This window comes from Nocardia sp. CC227C (assembly GCF_030767025.1).
Classification (GTDB): domain Bacteria; phylum Actinomycetota; class Actinomycetes; order Mycobacteriales; family Mycobacteriaceae; genus Nocardia.
The window spans coordinates 71,484-89,562 of the sequence record NZ_JASITE010000013.1; the positions used below are offsets into that span (position 1 = coordinate 71,484).

Annotated in this window: 18 protein-coding genes; 7 read left to right on the forward strand and 11 right to left on the reverse strand. The window is 69.4% G+C overall.

All coding sequences use genetic code 11. The features are described 5' to 3' along the window. Positions 1–21: 21 nt before the first annotated feature. Positions 22–816: an SDR family oxidoreductase gene (locus QMO76_RS24890; RefSeq protein WP_372342069.1), complete on the reverse strand. Its 795-nt coding sequence runs from the start codon at positions 814–816 to the stop codon at positions 22–24. A gap of 50 nt (positions 817–866) precedes the next feature. On the opposite strand from QMO76_RS24890, the gene QMO76_RS24895 reads away from it, so the two are divergent. The 6 genes from QMO76_RS24895 (at position 867) to QMO76_RS24920 (ending at position 5,961) form a co-directional block, all read left to right on the forward strand. Then, positions 867–1,631: an enoyl-CoA hydratase family protein gene (locus tag QMO76_RS24895; RefSeq protein ID WP_306363743.1), complete on the forward strand. Its 765-nt coding sequence runs from the start codon at positions 867–869 to the stop codon at positions 1,629–1,631. Positions 1,632–1,635: 4 nt separating this feature from the next. Next, a complete protein-coding gene (locus QMO76_RS24900) occupies positions 1,636–2,511 on the forward strand; it encodes a CoA transferase subunit A (protein ID WP_306363744.1) in 876 nt (291 codons plus the stop codon). Further along, positions 2,508–3,320: a CoA-transferase subunit beta gene (locus QMO76_RS24905; protein ID WP_306363745.1), complete on the forward strand. Its 813-nt coding sequence runs from the start codon at positions 2,508–2,510 to the stop codon at positions 3,318–3,320. The genes QMO76_RS24900 and QMO76_RS24905 overlap by 4 nt, the downstream gene beginning before the upstream one ends. Next, the gene (locus tag QMO76_RS24910) at positions 3,317–4,399 is read left to right on the forward strand and encodes a nitronate monooxygenase family protein (RefSeq protein ID WP_306363746.1); all 1,083 of its coding nucleotides are present in this window, start codon (positions 3,317–3,319) and stop codon (positions 4,397–4,399) included. Before QMO76_RS24905 ends, QMO76_RS24910 begins: the two co-directional genes overlap by 4 nt. Before the next feature lie 259 nt (positions 4,400–4,658). Then, positions 4,659–5,228, forward strand: a complete 570-nt coding sequence (locus QMO76_RS24915) for a Uma2 family endonuclease (RefSeq protein WP_306363747.1) — start codon at positions 4,659–4,661, stop codon at positions 5,226–5,228. Between the two features lie 217 nt (positions 5,229–5,445). Then, complete coding sequence (locus QMO76_RS24920; RefSeq protein ID WP_306363748.1) at positions 5,446–5,961, forward strand: hypothetical protein; 516 nt, start codon at positions 5,446–5,448, stop codon at positions 5,959–5,961. A 5-nt stretch (positions 5,962–5,966) separates the two neighbouring features. Here the strand turns inward: QMO76_RS24920 and QMO76_RS24925 are convergent, their stop codons facing one another. The 4 genes from QMO76_RS24925 to QMO76_RS24940 all read right to left on the reverse strand — a co-directional run bounded on the left by QMO76_RS24925 (position 5,967) and on the right by QMO76_RS24940 (position 9,808). Next, positions 5,967–6,596, reverse strand: a complete 630-nt coding sequence (locus QMO76_RS24925) for a DUF4189 domain-containing protein (RefSeq protein WP_306363749.1) — start codon at positions 6,594–6,596, stop codon at positions 5,967–5,969. 123 nt (positions 6,597–6,719) lie between these two features. Further along, positions 6,720–8,102 carry a uracil-xanthine permease family protein gene (locus QMO76_RS24930; RefSeq protein WP_306363750.1) on the reverse strand — a complete coding sequence of 461 codons (1,383 nt, stop codon included), beginning with the start codon at positions 8,100–8,102 and terminating at the stop codon, positions 6,720–6,722. Positions 8,103–8,552: 450 nt separating this feature from the next. Beyond that, positions 8,553–9,155 carry a hypothetical protein gene (locus tag QMO76_RS24935; RefSeq protein WP_306363751.1) on the reverse strand — a complete coding sequence of 201 codons (603 nt, stop codon included), beginning with the start codon at positions 9,153–9,155 and terminating at the stop codon, positions 8,553–8,555. Positions 9,156–9,238: 83 nt separating this feature from the next. Further along, positions 9,239–9,808 (reverse strand): TetR family transcriptional regulator, encoded by a 570-nt coding sequence (locus tag QMO76_RS24940; protein ID WP_306363752.1) that lies wholly within the window; start codon positions 9,806–9,808, stop codon positions 9,239–9,241. Between the two features lie 107 nt (positions 9,809–9,915). Here QMO76_RS24940 and QMO76_RS24945 point away from each other — a divergent pair, with 107 nt between their 5' ends. Beyond that, a complete protein-coding gene (locus QMO76_RS24945; RefSeq protein WP_306363753.1) occupies positions 9,916–11,349 on the forward strand; it encodes an FAD-dependent monooxygenase in 1,434 nt (477 codons plus the stop codon). Between the two features lie 5 nt (positions 11,350–11,354). Here the strand turns inward: QMO76_RS24945 and QMO76_RS24950 are convergent, their stop codons facing one another. The 6 genes from QMO76_RS24950 to QMO76_RS24975 all read right to left on the reverse strand — a co-directional run bounded on the left by QMO76_RS24950 (position 11,355) and on the right by QMO76_RS24975 (position 18,068). Beyond that, positions 11,355–13,181, reverse strand: a complete 1,827-nt coding sequence (locus QMO76_RS24950; RefSeq protein ID WP_306363754.1) for a multicopper oxidase family protein — start codon at positions 13,179–13,181, stop codon at positions 11,355–11,357. A 160-nt stretch (positions 13,182–13,341) separates the two neighbouring features. After that, positions 13,342–14,493, reverse strand: a complete 1,152-nt coding sequence (locus QMO76_RS24955) for an acetyl-CoA C-acetyltransferase (protein ID WP_306363896.1) — start codon at positions 14,491–14,493, stop codon at positions 13,342–13,344. A 57-nt stretch (positions 14,494–14,550) separates the two neighbouring features. After that, entirely contained in the window at positions 14,551–15,165 is a 615-nt protein-coding gene (locus tag QMO76_RS24960; protein ID WP_306363755.1) for a TetR/AcrR family transcriptional regulator, read from the reverse strand. A 36-nt stretch (positions 15,166–15,201) separates the two neighbouring features. Beyond that, on the reverse strand, positions 15,202–15,936 hold the full coding sequence (locus QMO76_RS24965; protein WP_306363756.1) for a hypothetical protein: 735 nt from the start codon (positions 15,934–15,936) through the stop codon (positions 15,202–15,204). 120 nt (positions 15,937–16,056) lie between these two features. Further along, complete coding sequence (locus QMO76_RS24970; RefSeq protein ID WP_306363757.1) at positions 16,057–16,851, reverse strand: SDR family oxidoreductase; 795 nt, start codon at positions 16,849–16,851, stop codon at positions 16,057–16,059. Beyond that, a complete protein-coding gene (locus QMO76_RS24975; RefSeq protein WP_306363897.1) occupies positions 16,848–18,068 on the reverse strand; it encodes an acyl-CoA dehydrogenase family protein in 1,221 nt (406 codons plus the stop codon). The genes QMO76_RS24970 and QMO76_RS24975 overlap by 4 nt, the downstream gene beginning before the upstream one ends. Between the last annotated feature and the right edge of the window lie 11 nt (positions 18,069–18,079).

Genomic DNA, 18,079 nt, shown 5'->3' on the forward strand with positions numbered 1-18,079 from the left:
CGTTCTCGGGAGACCCATCGGCTAGCCGCCCGCCGCGGCGGGGGCCTCGGCGGTGGAGGCGTCCAGGAAGGCGGGTTTCTCGCCGCCGCCGTGGACCAGCAGGGTGCCGCCGCTGATGTAGGAGGCCAACGGGGAGGCGAGGAAGGCGGCGGAGCGGCCGACGTCCTCGGGGGTGGCCAGGCGCTGGAGCGGGACGGTGCCGCTCACCGCGGCGATGCCGTCGTCGTCGCCGTAGTGCAGGTGAGAGCTCTCGGTCTCGACCATGCCGCAGATGACCGAATTGATGCGGACTTTGGGCGCCCATTCGACGGCGAGCGACGAGACCAGGCTGTCCACACCGGCTTTCGCGGCGCCGTAGGCGGCGGTGCCGGGCGAGGGCCGGTGCCCGCTGACGCTGGAGATCATCACGATGGAACCGCCGTCGCGCTGCCGCTGCATCACCTCGTTGGCGGCCTGCGAAACCAGCAGCGGCGCGAGCAGATTCAACTGCACGATCTTCGAGTGGAAGTTGGCGCTGGCATCGGCGGCCAGGGCGAAGGGCGCGCCACCGGCATTGTTCACCACGGTGTCGAGCCGCCCGTACTTCATCACGACGGTGTCGACCAGTTTCCGCACCGAATCCGGGTCGCGCACATCGCACGGCAGGAAGTCGATCGCACGGCCGTCCACTTCGACGGGCGCGTCCGCGGGGCGGCGCGCACAGGCCACCACGGTCGCGCCGGCCTCCAGGAAAACCCGGCTGATACCGGCTCCGACGCCGCGCACACCGCCGGTCACCAGGACGACGGAGCCGGAGAGGTTCACTTCGATTGCCACCGTGCTAACCTACCAAGCACTTGCTTGCTTTGCCAACGATGGGACATTCGATGGGGATCAACCGTCACACCGAATCGGACGGCGTGGAAGTCGTCACTGTCGACTACCCGCCGGTCAACGCCCTGCCCTCGGACGGCTGGTTCGCCCTGGCCGACGCCGTCCGCGAGGCCGGGCGCGACCAGAACACCCGGGTGGTGGTGCTGCGCGCCGAGGGGCGCGGATTCAACGCGGGCGTGGATATCAAGGAGATGAACCGCGATACCGGACACACGGCCCTGATCCGCGCCAACCACGGCTGCTTCGATGCCTTCGCCGCCGTCTACGACTGCCAGGTCCCCGTCGTGACCGCCGTGAACGGCTTCTGCCTCGGCGGCGGCATCGGCCTGGTCGGCAACTCCGATGTCATCGTGGCCTCCGACGACGCCACCTTCGGCCTGCCCGAAGTGGATCGCGGCGCGCTCGGCGCGGCCACCCATCTGTCGCGACTGGTCCCCCAGCACCTGATGCGCACCATGTTCTACACCGCGGGCACCCTCACCGCCCAGCAGCTCTACCACTACGGCTCCGTGTACAAGGTGGTGCCGCGGCCCGAGCTCGACGCCGCCGCGATGGCGGTCGCCGAGAACATCGCGAACAAGGACGGCCGCGTCATCCGCGCCGCCAAGCGGGCGCTGAACGGGATCGACGTGCAGGACGTGCACCGCTCCTACCGCTACGAGCAGGGCTTCACCATGGAACTCAATCTCGCGGGCGTGGCCGACGAGATCCGGGCGCGCTTCGACGACGATCTGGCCGCGCAGAAGAAGGGGAAGTAAAGCTATGCGCGACAAGCGAATGTCGCTGGACGAGGTGGTCGGCGAACTGCGCAGCGGAATGACCATCGGCCTCGGCGGCTGGGGTTCCCGGCGCAAGCCCATGGCCTTCGTGCGGGCGCTGCTGCGATCGGACATCACCGATCTGACCGTGGTCGGCTACGGCGGGCCGGATCTGGGCCTGCTGTGCTCGGCGGGCAAGGTGCGCAAGGCGTACTACGGCTTCGTCTCCCTGGACTCCGCGCCGTTCTACGATCCGTGGTTCGCCAAGGCGCGCACCGAGGGCGCGATCACCGTGCGGGAAATGGACGAGGGCATGGTGAAGTGCGGCCTGCAGGCCGCCGCCGCCCGCCTGCCGTTCCTGCCGATCCGCGCCGGATTGGGTTCGGCCGTCCTGGATTTCTGGGAGGGCGAGCTGAAGACGGTCGAATCCCCCTACCCGACCGACGGCCGGACCGAGACCCTGGTCGCCATGCCCGCACTCGAGCTCGACGCCTCCTTCGTGCATCTGGACCTGGGCGACAGGCACGGCAATGCCGCCTACACCGGCGTCGACCCCTACTTCGACGACCTCTACTCGCTGGCCGCGCAGCGCCGGTATCTGTCGGTGGATCGCCTCGTCGAGACCGATGAACTGGTGAAAGCCGTTCCGCAGCAGGCGATCATCCTCAACCGCATGATGGTCGACGGCGTAGTCGAGGCCCCGGGCGGCGCGCACTTCACCTTCTCCGGCAGCTACGCACGCGACGAGAAGTTCCAGCGCCACTACGTGGAGGCCGCCAGCACACCCGAATCGTGGGCCGAGTTCACGGCGCGCTACCTGGACGTGTCCGAGGACGAATACCAGGCCGCCGTCCGCGCTTTCGCCGAGGAGCAGAAATGAACACAGCATCGAACATCGACCCCGCGGGGGGCGGCGGCCGGGCGGCGGATGGGCACGATCCGACCACCGTCACCCGGGCCGAGGTCTGCGTGGTCGCGGCGGCCGAGATCTTCCGCGGCGCGGGCGAGATCATGGCCAGTCCCATGTCCACGATCACCACCATCGGCGCGCGGCTGGCGCGGCTGACCTTCGAGCCGGATCTGCTGCTCTCCGACGGTGAGGCGCTGCTGCTCGCCGAGGTTCCGCCCATCGGGGGCAAAGCACCCATCGAGGGCTGGATTCCGTTCTCCAAGGTGTTCGACGTGGTGGCCTCGGGTCGCCGCCACGTGGTCATGGGGGCTAATCAGCTGGACAAGTACGGCAATCAGAACCTGTCGGCCTTCGGTCCGCTGCAACGGCCGACCCGGCAGATGTTCGGTGTCCGCGGCGCTCCCGGCAATAGCATCAACCACGCCACCAGCTACTTCGTGCCCAGGCACAACAAGCGCGTGTTCTGCGAGCACGTCGACGTCGTCTCCGGGATCGGGTACGACAAGATCGATCCGGAGAATCCGGCCTACCGGTTCCACCGCCTGCATCGGGTGGTGTCGAACCTGGGCGTCTTCGACTTCGGCGGACCCGGGCACACGCTGCGCGCGCTGTCGCTGCACCCGGGTGTGAGCGCCGACGAGGTCGCCGAGAACACCTCCTTCGAGATCGCCGGTCTGGCCGAGGCGGGCGAAACCCGGCTGCCCACCGGCGAGGAGCTGCGGATCATTCGAACGGTGCTGGACCCCAAGGGTTTCCGGGAGAAGGAAGTGGCATCGTGAGCGCCCGGCTGCGCACGCCGCTGACCGAGCTGGTCGGCATCGAACACCCCATCGTGCAGACCGGTATGGGCTGGGTCGCCGGGCCCGGCCTGGTCTCGGCCACCGCCAACGCGGGCGGCCTCGGCATTCTGGCCTCGGCCACCATGACCTTCGCCGAGCTGGAAGCGGCCATCGCCAAAACCAAGGCGCAGACCGCGAAGCCGTTCGGCGTGAATATCCGCGCCGACGCCGGCGACGCCCCCGAACGCATCGAACTGCTGATTCGAGAGGGAGTGAAGGTCGCCTCCTTCGCCCTCGCACCCAAGAAGGACCTCATCGCGCGGCTGAAAGACGCGGGCGTGGTGGTGGTTCCGTCCATCGGCGCGGCCAAACACGCGGTGAAGGTGGCGTCCTGGGGTGCGGACGCGGTGATCGTGCAGGGCGGGGAAGGCGGTGGGCACACCGGCCCGGTCGCCACCACCCTGCTGCTGCCCTCGGTGCTCGACGCCGTGGACATTCCCGTGGTCGCCGGTGGCGGCTTCTTCGACGGCCGCGGGCTGGCGGCGGCGCTGTCCTACGGCGCGGCCGGGGTCGCCATGGGCACCCGCTTCCTGCTCACCCAGGAGAGCAGCGTGCCGGACGCGGTCAAGCAGGAGTATCTGCGGCGCGGACTCCAGGACACCGTGGTCTCCACCAAGGTCGACGGCATGCCGCACCGGGTGCTCAACACCGAACTGGTGCGGCGGCTGGAACATTCGGGCCGAACCCGCGGATTCGTCGCCGCGGCGGCGAACGCGCTGAAGTTCAAGGGCATGACCGGCATGAAGTGGTCGACCATAGTCAAGGACGGCCTGGCCATGCGCAAGCACAAGGACCTCACCTGGTCCCAGGTCATCATGGCGGCCAACACCCCCATGCTGCTGAAAGCCGGTCTGGTGGAGGGCGATACCCGGGCGGGCGTGCTGGCCGCGGGCCAGGTCACCGGCATCATCGAGGACCTCCCCACGGTCGGGGAGCTCATCGACCGCATCATCGTCGACGCGCTCGCCCGCATCGACGACCTGAACTCCTACCGCGTCACCGATTCCGCGACCACCTGACCCGCGCGTCACAACCCGCACCCGGGACGCCCCCGATCCGCGCGGCAGACACGATTCGCCGCGCCACCCGACGGATCCGGACGACCTCGTCCGATCCGCGGCGCGACCACCACCTGCCGGTCGCGCGGGCCGCCCCCGGTTCCTCTCACCCGGGGGCCGGCCTTCGCATTGCACAGGACCGGGCACCACAGGCGGCCACCTGCGGAGAAGCACTCGAGCTATGTTTGAGGCGACCGTTCGCAAGGTTGGAGTGATTTCCGTGAGCGTACCCGCCATGCACCCGCGCCCGGGAAATCTGCGCGTCGCCGCCGAGCAGATCGAACGCGCCACGGGACTGCGCGTGGAAATCCTGGGAGGTCACCTCGTGATGTCACCGACGCCGCGCGGTAAGCACGCGGGAACAATCCGCAGGCTGCGCGTTCAACTCGAGGCGCGAATGCCACCCGGTCTCGCATCCTACGAGGTGACCTCGATCAGCATGCCGGACGATGCGGACGACTATTGCACCCCTGATCTTGTGGTCCTGCCCGACGCCTGGGATGTGGACGACTCCTGGCTGGCGGATCCGTCCGATGTCGAACTGGCGGTCGAAGTTATCTCGCAATCGGAGAAGGGCCCCCGGATCACCGACAAGAACGGCTGGTACAGCACCGCTGGAATTCGAATGCTGCTGGTCCTCGACCCACGATTCGGACGCTGGTCGCTGTTCACGCATCCGAAGGCCGGCGAGTACCACGGCCAGCTCACCGGGGAATACGGTGACCGGGCTCCGCTGCCGGAGCCGTTCGGATTCGCGCTCGACACGGAGTCCCTGCCCGTCTATCGGTGAGGACTCGATGCGGCGCTGACCCCGTGGGTTGATGTGGTGGGGGCGGCTGCGCTGGTCGAGGCGTTGCGGGCGGAAGGGACGCCCGAACATCCGGCGGCGGCTTTGCACCGCACCGTGCTCGCCGCGGAGCTCGGCGTGGACCCGGCTCCCGAGCTGCGCGAATTGCACCTGCGACTGCCGCGCGGCGAGCCCGCTACACGGCGTCGACCGGCTCGCCGTGACCGCCGCCGCCGACGTGTCCGACACCGTGTGGATCGTGAACCTGGCCGCCGTGGTGGAACCCGACGGCCTGCCGCGGCTGCTCGCGCGAACCCTCGGCATCCGGGAGCAGGGCGATATGCCGGAGCGGGTGGCCGAGGGCCGGCGACAGCTCGAACTCGCGGAACCGCATTGCGGCGCACCGCCGGAACGCGCCCTCTACGCCACCACTGCCGGATTCCTCGACGCGGCGGTCGGCGGTCTCGACGCCGCCGACCGCCGCCTGTCGCAGGCACATGCCCTCGCCGCATCCATGCCGGACCCGCCGATGCTCGTACTGGTGACGGTCGGCGCGGCGGAACTGCGTTGGCGGCGCGGCGATCCGCGCGGGGCCGCCGAACTGCTCGGCATCGCCGACGCCGTACGCGGCGGGCCCAACTCGGGTAACCCCGATATCGCGCGGCTGCGTCTCCGGCTCGGCGCGCATGGTCGCGGTTACGGGGCCGGGCTCGAATCAACTGCTCAGCAGGACTGAACGACTCAGACGGCGTTAGCGGTGCACACCACGGTGTGCACCCACGCACCACTCAGCTCGGAGGAGCCGAAGGAGGCCAGTGGTGCGGTGGGCGTGTACTCGCCCAGGCTGGCATACGCCTTGTCCTCGGCCTCCTTTCGGGTCGCACCGATTGCGGCGGCAAAGCCGTCGCCACTCTCGACGATGACCCCGCACCCGTTCGCCCACGACAGCCAGACCTCGCAGTCGTCCGCAGCACAGTCCTCGAGGGCAATCTGCTCGGCCGTTTCGAAGCTCGACGTATTGACGCCAACGCCGGACTGCCATGTCAACGAACTGAAGGCGATCGAGGCGTACTGGTCCCCTGCCGCATTGGCGGCACCTGCACCGGCCAGCGATCCCACAACCAACCCAGCGGCGGCCACGAAGCCGCCGATCTTGCTCATCTTGCTCAACGCGCTGTGTTCCTCACTCAAAGTAGCTCCGGTTTCGGAGCTACCGAGATCATCCACGAAACGTTTGTGATTCACACTTCGCGGCTCGATGCCGGTGGGATCAATCACATCCCGGTCGGCGTCCTGATCACGGGCTCGGGCCGTCAGCGCGCGCTCGCTCGCGTTCGCGTTTCGCCAGGAACTCCGTCCGGCAGCCGTCACAGCAGAAGGCGAACGGTTCGCCGTCCAATTCCACCGTGGGAGTGTGTTCGTCGAGCGGCACCAGGACGCCGCACAGCGGATCACGCAGTGCCCGAGCGGTGACGGTCGTCCGGCTGTCGGCGGCTACCGGGCGGGTGGCTCGTCGTAGGAGGAGGTGCCCTCGTCGAGCAGCGGCTCCTCCACCTTGAAGTGCGCCGGGGCGAACAGGCGCAGCACGTGGTAGCCGGTGATGACGACGATGGTGCCCAGTGCGATGCCGGAGAGGGTGAAGTTCTCGGTGATCTCCATGCTCACATTGCCGATGCCGATGATCAGGCCCGCGGCGCACGGCACCAGGTTCAGCGGATTGCGCAGGTCGACCTTGGCATTGGTCCAGATCTGCGCCCCGAGCAGGCCGATCATGCCGTAGAGGATGACGGTGATGCCGCCGAGCACGCCGCCCGGAATGGCGGCGACCACCGCGCCGAACTTGGGGCACAGGCCGAAGAGCAGCGCGAACAGGGCCGCGGCCCAGTAGGCGGCCGTCGAGTAGACGCGGGTGGCCGCCATGACGCCGATGTTCTCGGAGTAGGTGGTGTTGGGCGGGCCGCCGACACCGGTGGAGAGCATGGAGGCCGCGCCGTCGGCGGCGATCGCGGTGCCGAGTTTGCCGTCCAGATCGTCACCGGTCATCTCGCCGACGGCCTTGACGTGGCCGACGTTCTCGGCGACCAGGGCGATGACCACGGGCAGGGCGACCAGGATGGCCGACAGCTCGAATTGCGGGGCGTGGAAGCTCGGCAGGCCGATCCAGGCGGCGTCGGCCACCCCGGACAGATCCAGCCGCCAGTGCTCGGTGACCGCGCCGCTGCCGTCGGCGGAGGTGGTCGGCCCGAGAATCCGGTCCAGCAGCCACGACAGGCCGTAGCCGAACAGCAGGCCCAGGAAGATCGCGATACGCGCCCAGAAGCCGCGCAGCGCCACCACCGCCAAACCGGTGAACAGCATGGTGAGCAGCGCCGTCCACTGGTCCTGCGGCCAGTAGGTGGAGGCGGTGACCGGCGCCAGATTGAAGCCGATGAGCATGACCACCGCGCCGGTGACCACCGGCGGCATGGCGGCGTGGATGATGCCCGCGCCGAACTTGCGCACCGCCAGACCGATGAGGAACAGGGCCGCGCCGACCGCCAGGCAGGCGCCGGTAATGGTGGCGATGCTGCCGCCGTCGGCCTTGATCACCGCCGCGACGCCGACGAACGAGAGTGAACAACCCAGGTAGCTGGGCACCTTGCCGCGGGTGGCGAGCAGGAAGATGGCGGTGGCGACGCCGGACATCATGATGGCGAGGTTCGGATCCAGACCCATCAGGACCGGGGCCACGAAGCTCGCGCCGAACATGGCGACCACGTGCTGTGCGCCGAGCCCGAAGGTGCGCGGCCACGACAGCCGCTCGTCCGGCTTGACGACCGCGCCCGGGGCGGGAGTCCGCCCGTCGCCGTGCAGCGTCCAACGCACGCCGAGGTCCATTCTCACTCCGCTTTCTACGGGTCCGACAAATGCTGCGAGCATCGTAGGCGAGCAAACGGTCGGTTTGTGCCGCGGCGGGTGCCGCGGTGCGGCGGGCGCGGGAGCACGGCGGTGGACTCGGCGAGCGCGGGTGGAACCGCGCCGGGTACGCCTGCGGCGACGGACGGCAGCAGACGCGGCGACGGGCATCGCCCGATCCGCGCTGTCGCCTGCCACAGGCCGTAACGCTGTCGGATATGCGGGGTCGGCTGCTACACGCCGCAACGCCGTCGGATACGCGGGGGTCGGCTGCTACACGCCGCAACGCCGTCGAATGCGCGGGGTTCGACTGCTACACGCCGCAACGCCGTCGAATGCGCGGGGGTCGGCTGCTACACGCCGCAACGCCGTCGAATGCGCGGGGGTCGGCTGCTACACGCCGCAACGCCGTCGGGTATGCGGGTTCGACTGCTACAGGCCGTAACGCCGTCGGATGTGCGGGGGTAGGGCGTGGGGGTTCTCGTCGGTGTCGTCGTGGTCTTCGGCTGGAGGTTGCCGGGGGTGGAGGGGTGCGCTTCGGGTGGGCTGCCGTGGCGGCGGGTGGGGCTGCGCTTGCCCACCCTGCGCCCCCGGCGCGGACTGCCCGAGCGCAGCGGTCGCGGACGGAGGTACACCGGCGGGCGGTGGCGGGTCCCCTGCGGTCGGATGCCGCGGCGGCGCGGTGGCGGGCGACGGCGCACCTCCAGCAGTGGGCCGCCGTGCACAGTCGGCCGATTCCGCCTCGATCCCGATGAAGCGTTGCAGGGCAGCGGAAATGGTCGGGTCGGCGACCAGTTCCCGGCGCAGGCTCACCACCTGGTCGGCGGCCTGCCGCACAGCCTCGGCGTGCGCGGCCGAGAGCGCTTGCGCCAGGGCCGGATCGGCGAGTTCGAGTGCGGTGATGCGGCCATCGGCGGCCACCTCGATCCGCACCCCGGTCGACGCGGCCGCTCCGCGCACCTCCTCGATAGCGTTCTGCACCCGGCGGGCCGTGCGCGCGATCTCCTCGAACCGCCCGGCGGCTGATGCCGACACCCTCGACCTCACCTCCCGTCTCACGATCCATGGTGGTCGATGCCGTGCTCCCCGGGGCGGGATCGGGGGCTTTCGCACCGGGTTCAGAGGTTCGGGGAGCCGTCGAAGTAGCGCTGCACCGTGGGGCCGAGCCAGGCGATGAGTTCGTCGGCACCCATGGCGACCACGGGGGGCAGGCGCAGGACATAGCGGCACAGGGCCATGCCGAGCATCTGGGTGGCGATGAGGCCCGCGCGGGTGATCGCGTCCGCCGGGTCCGCGCCGCGCGCCACGATCATGGGCACCACCTGGCCGCCGAACACCTCGCGCATCTTCTGGGCCGCACCGTCGTTGGTGACCGCGGCGCGCAGCAGGGCGGCGAGGGATTCGTCGGCATCCCAGCGCTGGACGGCGAAGGACACCAGGGCCGTGCCCAGTTCGGCGGCGGGGGTGTCGGCGAAGTCCGGGAGCCGCAGGTCGATATCGGCGGCCACGGCGAACAGCTTGTCCTTGGAGCCGTAGTAGCGCATCACCATGGCCGGGTCGATGCCGGCGTCGGCCGCGATGGCCCGGATGGTGGCGCGGTCGTAACCGTCGCGGGCGAAACGTTCGCGCGCGGCGGTGAGGATCGCGGCCCGGGTCGCATCGGACCGTCTGGTTCGTTCCGCAGTCATGTCAACAAGTGTAGGCCAACAAGTGTTGACCAAATCGAGCAATGGCCCTATCGTTGTCAACAAGCGTTGGCCAACAATTGTTGACCTGGTGGAATGACTTGGAGGGCATGATGATTCCCGAACAGACCGACGTCCTGGTGATCGGCGGCGGACCCACCGGCCTGATGCTCGCCGGGGATCTCGCGCGAGCGGGCGTCGCGGTGACACTGGTGGAGAAGCATGCGCACGGGTCGGAACTCACCCGCGCCTTCGGCGTCCACGCTCGCACGCTGGAGCAGTTCGACGCTCGCGGCATCGCGGACGAAGTGCTCACCGGCGGAGCGAAACTGGACAAGCTGCGGCTGTTCGAGCACGCCGTGGTGGACCTGGGCAAGCTGCTCGACAGCCGCTTCCCCTACCTGCTCATCACCCCGCAGACCCACGTCGAGGACGTTCTGCGCAAGCGCGCGCTGGACGCGGGCGCGAATCTGGTGACCGCCGCCGAGCTGATCACCTTCGCCGACACCGGCGAGGGCGTCGACGCCGAGGTGCGCTACCAGGATTCGGCCCACCACGTGCGGGCCCGGTACCTGGTCGGCGCGGACGGCTACCACAGCCGGGTGCGCGAAACCCTCGGCCTGGAATTCCCCGGCAAGTCGGTGCTGCGGTCCATCATGCTGGCCGATGTGCAGCTCAGCGCGCCACCCCGGGATGTGCTGACGGCCAACGGCGTCGGTGACGCCTTCGCCTTCGTCGCGCCCTTCGGCGACGGCTGGTACCGCATCTTCGCCTGGAACCGCCGCAATCAGCTGCCCGACAGCGCTCCGGTGACCCTGGAGGAGCTGCGCGAGGTCACCACCCGGGCGCTCGGCACCGATTTCGGCATGCACAGCCCGCGCTGGCTCTCGCGTTTCCACAGCGACGAGCGACAGGTCGAGACCTACCGGGTCGGCCGGGTGTTCCTGGCGGGCGACGCGGCGCACGTGCACTCGCCCGCCGGCGGTCAGGGCATGAACACCGGCATCCAGGACGCCGCCAACCTGGGCTGGAAGCTGGCCGCGGCCGTGCGGGGCTGGGCACCGGAGGGTCTGCTGGACACCTATCAGTCCGAACGGCATCCGGTCGGCACCGAGGTGCTGCGCAGCAGCGGCGCCATCATTCGCGCCGCCATGCTGGAGTCCAAGCTCGGGCAGCTGGTGCGCAACACCCTGGCCGGTGGCGCACTGTCGCTGCCGCCCGTCGCGCACAAGGTGGCCGGGTCGCTGTCGGGCATCGGGTTCACCTATCCGCGCAAGCACGGCGCGGACCACCTGGTGGGCACCCGCGCCGCGGATATCGCGCTCACCGACGGTCGGCTCTACGAGGCGCTGCGCGAGGGGAAGTTCGTGCTGGTCACCGCCGCCTCGACGGCGGTGGACGGACAGGACGACCGCATCCGGATCGTCGCCGCCGCCGACCCCGAGCAGCGGCCGATGCTGGTCCGCCCGGACGGCTACATCGCCTGGGTCGGCCCCCGGGGTTCGGTGAATCTGGATGCGGCACTGGCGGACTGGGTCCACTGAGCCGTTCAGGGCAGGATCCGGATCTGCGACATCATGTCGTGGTCGGCGTGGTCGAGATTGTGGCAGTGCCAGACGTAGCCGCGAATCTCCCGCGCCGACCCGGCGTGTCCACCGTGGGTGCCGCCGGGTGCGATCATCTCCGCGCCCGGCGGCACACGTAGCACCGAGTCCGGATCGAAGCCCAGTTCCGCCACCGACGGCCAGTACACCAGCACCCGGGTGATGGTGTCGGTCGGACACTCCACGGTGTCCTTCCAGCCGTACTCCCACGGTGGCGGCGACTGCTGCGGGCCGAGCGCGTACGGATCGGCGGAGGGTGCCCAGCGGATTCCGAAGGCGGGCGGCAGATTCGACCACCAGTAGGCCGAAGTGAGAATGGGCTGCCTGCCGACCACGCGCATCCGCGCCAGGTGGATGTGGATGGGATGGTCGAAAGGCGTGGTGTTCACGATGTCCCACTGCTCCACCGATCCGGCCCGCGCCCGGTCGATATCGTCGGTCAGGAACGGCAGATTGTTCTGCGCCATCATGGTCGGGAAGACGGCGGCGGCGCGGGCGTCGTCATTGAGTCCGAGCAGTGTCATGGTGCGCACCGCCTCCGGAACCGCCAATGGCGCAAGCGGTTCCGGCAATCCCGGAGCTCCGCGCAGTACCGATGGCACGGCGGCGGGCGGCCCGCTTCCGGCCACCGCGAACCGCATGATGGGCCGCAGTTCGGGCACCATGAACACGGTGTTGCCGAGATCGTTGTAGGCGGTGTTGATCAGGTCCACGGTCTCGCCGTCGCGCATGCCGCTGAAGTCGACGAGCAGGTCCACCCGCTCCCCCGGGCTGACGCGAATGGACGGGGTCGGGAACGGCGCGTCCAGCAGTCCGAGATCGGTGCCGATGGCCCACAGCGGCAGACCGTTGGCGAGCTCGAAAATATAAGGGCGCGAGTTTGACCCGTTGAGCAGCCGGAAGCGGTACAGGGTGCGGCGCACCGCCAGGCGCGGCCAGACCACGCCGTTCACGCACGCCACGTCGCCCAACTGCCCGGACTGGTTGAACCCCTCGGGAATGTAGACCCCCACCATGGGTTGGATGCTGCCGTCCGGATCGAAGGTGCGGTCCTGCACGATCAGCGGGATCTCGAACTCTCCGGCGGGCAGGCCGAGTGGATTGTCCGCCGCGCCGGTGTCGAATTCGTCCCGCACGTAGTACATCCCGGACAGCCCGGCCTGGATGTTGAGGCGGGTGATCCCCATGGCGTGATCGTGGTACCACAGCGTCGCGGCCTCCTGCCGATTGCTCGGCCGGTAGCTGGCCCGGCCGCCGTTGCGCCAGGCGATGAGCGGATGGCCGTCGGCGTCCGGGGCATTCGCACCGCCGTGCACGTGCACGGTCATGCGGGGATCGGTGCGGTCCAGTTCGGTGACGCCGTGCATGGTGAGATCCACATGCGAGGCGAGCACATGGGTGCCGAGTTCATTGCGAAAGCTGATGTGCGACGGTCGATCTCGCCAGGCTTCCAGGTTCGGTCCCAGATACGCCCGGTCGTAGCCCCAGGTGCGGGTTTCCGGCAGGTCCCGGTGGAAGCGGTGCGTCCCCGACCGGGCCGCGAACTCCCCGGCGGCGGGGCGGGTCTCCGGAATGGGCAGGGCGTCCACGAAGGGCCGCAGGGGCGGCGAGTGATAGTTGAGCGGCGTGATGGGCGGCGGCGGAATCGGGGGGACGGGCAGCGGTGCGGGCGGCAGCGGGACCGGGTCCGCCGCCGCGGGCACGGCGAAGCCCAGTCCGGCGATACCGAGAGCCCCCATCAGGAACCCCCGTCTGGGCAGGTTCTCACTCATGACCACACCGATTCTGCGCCGCGGCACCCGAGAGAGACCGAGGCTCTTGCTTTTTCGTTATCCAACAGACTCATCGGCCCGGAACCGGCCGCCATTACCCCGCCGGAAGCGGCGGACGCCGCACACCCGGGGGGTGCACGGCGTCCGAATCGAGCGAGGGTCAGCCCAGGCGTTCGATGATCGTCACATTGGCGGTGCCGCCGCCCTCGCAGATGGTGAGCATCCCGTAGCGGCCGTTCACCCGCTCCAGCTCGTTGAGCAGCGAGGCGAACAGTTTCGCGCCGGTCGCGCCGAGCGGATGGCCGAGCGCGATGGCGCCGCCGTTGACATTGACCTTCTCCGGATCGGCCCCGGTCTCCTTCATCCAGGCCAGCACCACCGACGCGAACGCCTCGTTGATCTCGATGACGTCCATATCGCCGATGCTCAGCCCGGTCCGCTCCAGCGCCCACCTGGTGGCCGGAATCGGCGCGGTGAGCATGAGGATCGGATCCGCTCCGCGGGCGCTCACATGGTGGATGCGGGCGCGCGGGGTGAGGCCGTATTCCCGCACCGCCCACTCCGAGGCCAGCAGGGTGGCGCTCGCGCCATCGGAGATCTGGCTGGCCACCGCCGCGGTGATGCGGCTGCCCTCGGCGAGCGGCTTCAGGCCCGCCATCTTCTCCATGCTGGTCTCGCGCGGACCCTCGTCGATCCAGAAGTCGCCGACCGGCACGATCTCACGGTCGAACTTGCCCTCGACGATGGCCTTGCGGGCGCGGTCGTGGCTGCGCAGCGCCCAGGCTTCCATCTCCTCGCGGGAGATGTCCCACTTCTCGGCGATCATGTTCGCCGAATTGAACTGCGACACTTCACCGGTGCCGTAGCGGTGGTCCCAGCCCTGCGCGCCGGCGAAGGGCGCGTCGAAGCCGTACTGCTGCCCCGCGAGCATGGCGGCCGAGATCGGGATGGCGCTCATGTTCTGCACCCCGCCCGCCACGATCACCTCGGCGGTGCCGGACATGACCGCCTGCGCGCCGAAGGTGATGGCCTGCTGGGAGGAGCCGCACTGACGGTCGACGGTGACGCCCGGCACCGATTCCGGGTATCCGGCGGCCAGCCAGGCGGTGCGGGCGATATTGCCCGCCTGCGGGCCGATGGTGTCGCAGCAGCCGAAGACCACGTCGTCGACCGCCACCGGGTCGATATCGCTGCGGCCCAGCAGCCCCTGGATCGCCGCCGCGCCCAGGTCGGCCGGGTGCACCTCGGACAGCGCGCCGCCGCGCTTGCCGACGGGGGTGCGCACGGCGTCGATCACGTACGCCTCGCGCATGGGGGCGTACCGGCGGCGGGTGGGTGCGGGCCGGGAGGGTGCGGACATGGGGATCTCCTACTTGCTGGGCTGTCCGGGATTGGTCAGCCCGTCGAGCACGATGGTCAGATACTGCTTGGCCAGGCTGTCGACCGTGATGCGGCCGCCGGGGCGGTACCAGCGCACCGACACCCAGACGGTGTCGCGCAGGAACCGGTAGGCCAGTTCGATATCCAGTTCCGGCCGGAAGCTGCCGTCGGCGACGCCATTGGACAGCACCCGGTGCCACAGCTCCCGGAACTCTTTGTTGTATTCCTCGATGTAGCCGAAACGCGGTGTGCCGCTGAGGCGTTTGGCCTCGGCCTGGTAGATGGCCACCGCGGCGTGCGATCGGTCGAACGATTCGTACGACGCGATCACCAGGGCTTCCAGGGTGTCGCGGGTGGGCAGGTCCGCGTCGACGATCTCCCGGTAGCGGCCGAAGAGGTCGTCGAGGAAGCCGCGCAGGATTTCGTCCACCATCGCTTCCTTGGAATCGAAGTGGTGGTAGAGACTCCCGGATAGAATCCCCGCCGCGTCGGCAATATCGCGGACCGTGGTGGCACGCAGGCCCCGCTCGGCGAAGAGGTCGGCCGCCAGGCCGAGCAGCTCGCTGCGACGTGCTGATTTGGAGGGGTCAGGTGGTGGGGTCACCCCGCCAATATACAACCAAGCATTTGCTTGGTCGAGTCAGCGCACCGAGTAGCGCAGCGGCGAGGCCACGGATAGGTCTGCCAGCAGCCGGTCGCAGATGACAATCGGGGAGATTCCGGCTCGGGCCATGCGGGCCACCAGGGCGAGGCGGCGTTCGGGACTGTCCCATTCGACGGTGAGCGGGTCGCGGCCGGGGCCCGCGTCCACGGTCGCCATGACCCGGGGGACGCCGCCGTCGCTGGGCTCCTCGCTGATCTTCAGGACCATGCCGCGCTGCCAGGCGCGGTAGGTCTCCATATCCGCGCCCACCACCAGCTTGTCGGTGGCGGCGCACAGCCCCTCGGCGATGCCGTCGGCGAAAGCCACATTGTCGTAATGGAATTGACGGCAGCGCCGGACCACCTCGAGCAGGTCCGCGCGGACCTCGCACAGCAGGGCGGTGCGTTTGCGGCGGCGGCGCGCCTCCGCGCTGTCGCCGAAGGAGTCGCGGGACAGGCCGATTCGCCGCGCCCGTTCGCGGTCACGGGCGAGGTCGTGGCGGAGCGCGCCGCGCGGATCGCGGGCGACGTCGTCCTCGGCCACCGCGTGTTGTTCGAGTATCCGCGCCGCGCGCATGGCGGTGGCGCGTTCGCAGTCGTGGTCCAGCAATTCCGCCCCCAGTGTGAGGGCGGCCAGAACGGCATTATCGATACGGCGGCGCGCGAGAACCACCTCGCGCACCAACTCGAGTTCCAGTTCTTCCTGGGCTTGTTGTCGTTGATCCCGACCCATGGGTCGCGCCCTTCGACGTGCGGCATCGGCCTAAACCAGGATTGCACACCGAACACAGGGGCGCGCCAGCCATTTTCTTTCCTGTGGATAAATCCGCGATCCGCCCGAAGGCGAATGAAATCAGGCGCGCTGGCTGCTGATGGAAATGACTTCGCCTGTCAGGTAGGTGGTGTAGTCGCTGGCGAGCATGGCGATGGTCGCCGCCACTTCCCACGGCTCGGCGGCGCGGCCGAAAGCCTCCTGCGCGGTGAGGTGGTCGAGCAGATCGGCCGAGGTGACCTTGTCCAGGAAGGCGTGCCGCGCGATGCTCGGCGCGACGGCATTGATCCGCACCCCGTATTCGGCCGCCTCGACGGCGGAGCAGCGGGTCAGCGCCATCACCCCGGCCTTGGCGGCGGCGTAGTGGGCCTGGCCGTGCTGAGCGCGCCAGCCCAGCACGCTGGCATTGTTGACGATCACGCCGCCGTGGGAGGCGTCGCGGAAGTACCGCAGCGCGGCCCGGGTGGCGCGGAAGGTGCCGTTCAGGGTGATGTCGACGACCCGGTCCCACTGCTCGTCGGTCATGTCGACCACGGGCGTCTCGCCACCGAGCCCGGCATTGTTGACCACGACGTCGATGCGGCCCAGCGCCGCCACCGCTCCGGTGAACAGCGCGTCCACCTGTTCGGTGCTGCTCACGTCGCAGGGCACGGAAGCCACCCGGCGATCCGGGAATTCGGCGTGCAGGGCCGCCTCGGTCTCCTTCAGGCGACGTTCGTGCCAATCGGAGACGACCACGTCGGCGCCCTCGGACAGCAGCCGCCGCGCGGTGGCCGAGCCGATGCCGGTGCCCGCGGCGGCGGTCACCACCGCGATCTTGCCCGCCAGCAGGCCGTGGCCCGGAGTCGGTTCGGGAGCAATGGACAAATCGGTCACGGCCGAGCCTCTCGCGGAAGTCCGAGCACCCGCTCGGAGATGATGTTGCGCTGCACTTCGTTCGATCCCCCGTAGATGGTGTCGGCGCGGCTGAACAGGAACAACCGCTGCCAGGCATTGAGGTCGTCACCCGGCGCGTCGGCGATGAGGCCGGGCGCGCCGAGCACGTCCATGGCGAGCTCCCCCAGCCCGCGATGCCAGTTCGCCCACAGCAGTTTGGTGACCGAGGCGTGTCCGGCGGCGGTGCGGGCGTCGACGGTGGCCGAGCCGTGACCGTCGTCCAGGGTGCGCAGCACATGGGCGCGCAGCACCCGCAGCCCCACCCACGCCCGGTCGAGCCGGTCGGCGATCACCGGATTGTCGATCGCCCCGTTCTCCCGCGCCACCGCCTCCAGGTCGGCGAGTTCGCGAGCGTATCGAATCGACTGCCCCACGGTGGAGATGCCGCGCTCGAAGGTGAGCGTGCCCATGGCCACCCGCCACCCGTCGCCCGGCTCGCCGACCACGAGATCGGCGGCGGTACGGGCATTGTCGAAGAAGACCTCGTTGAATTCGGCGGTCCCGGTGAGCTGGACGATGGGCCGCACCTCGACACCGGGCTGCTTCATGGGCACCAGCAGATAGGACAGTCCCCGGTGCCGCTGCGATCCCTTCTCGGTACGGGCCACCACGAAGCACCAGTCGGACAGGTGCGCCAGCGAGGTCCAGATCTTCTGCCCGCTGATCGACCATTCGTCGCCGTCCAGATGGGCGGCGGTGGCGACGGCCGCCAGATCCGATCCCGCGCCGGGCTCGGAGTAGCCCTGGCACCACAGTTCGGTGACTGCGCGGATGCCCGGCAGGAAGCGCCGCTGCTGCGCCTCGGTGCCGAATGCGATGAGGGTGGGTCCGAGCAGTTCCTCGCCCAGGTGCGAAACCCGGCTCGGCGCGTCCGCCTTGGCGTACTCCTCGTGGAAGATGATCTGCTGGCGCAGGGTGGCGGCGCGGCCGCCCCATTCCACGGGCCAGCCCAGGCAGGTCAGCCCGGCGGCGGCCAGGGCGCGATCCCATTCGAGGCGTTCGTCGAAGGCTTCGTGCTCGCGCCCGGGACCGCCCAGACCGCGCAGTTCACGGAACTGCCCGTGCAGGCTCTCGGCCAGCCATTCACGCACTTCGGCGCGGAATTCGGCGTCCTGTCCCGCCTCGATCCCGCTGGCCGGTTCGGGGGTCTGGATCATGCTCACGTCGG

Bases quoted from the DNA above. Each gene is read 5' to 3' on its own strand.
- QMO76_RS24945 (WP_306363753.1), top strand. From the start codon at position 9,916: ATGATGATTCCCGAACAGACCGACGTCCTGGTGATCGGCGGCGGACCC.
- QMO76_RS24900 (WP_306363744.1), top strand. From the start codon at position 1,636: ATGCGCGACAAGCGAATGTCGCTGGACGAGGTGGTCGGCGAACTGCGC.
- QMO76_RS24950 (WP_306363754.1), bottom strand. From the start codon at position 13,181: ATGAGTGAGAACCTGCCCAGACGGGGGTTCCTGATGGGGGCTCTCGGT.
- QMO76_RS24965 (WP_306363756.1), bottom strand. From the start codon at position 15,936: ATGGGTCGGGATCAACGACAACAAGCCCAGGAAGAACTGGAACTCGAG.
- QMO76_RS24905 (WP_306363745.1), top strand. From the start codon at position 2,508: ATGAACACAGCATCGAACATCGACCCCGCGGGGGGCGGCGGCCGGGCG.
- QMO76_RS24975 (WP_306363897.1), bottom strand. From the start codon at position 18,068: ATGATCCAGACCCCCGAACCGGCCAGCGGGATCGAGGCGGGACAGGAC.
- QMO76_RS24955 (WP_306363896.1), bottom strand. From the start codon at position 14,493: ATGCGCGAGGCGTACGTGATCGACGCCGTGCGCACCCCCGTCGGCAAG.
- QMO76_RS24930 (WP_306363750.1), bottom strand. From the start codon at position 8,102: ATGGACCTCGGCGTGCGTTGGACGCTGCACGGCGACGGGCGGACTCCC.
- QMO76_RS24895 (WP_306363743.1), top strand. From the start codon at position 867: ATGGGGATCAACCGTCACACCGAATCGGACGGCGTGGAAGTCGTCACT.
- QMO76_RS24940 (WP_306363752.1), bottom strand. From the start codon at position 9,808: ATGACTGCGGAACGAACCAGACGGTCCGATGCGACCCGGGCCGCGATC.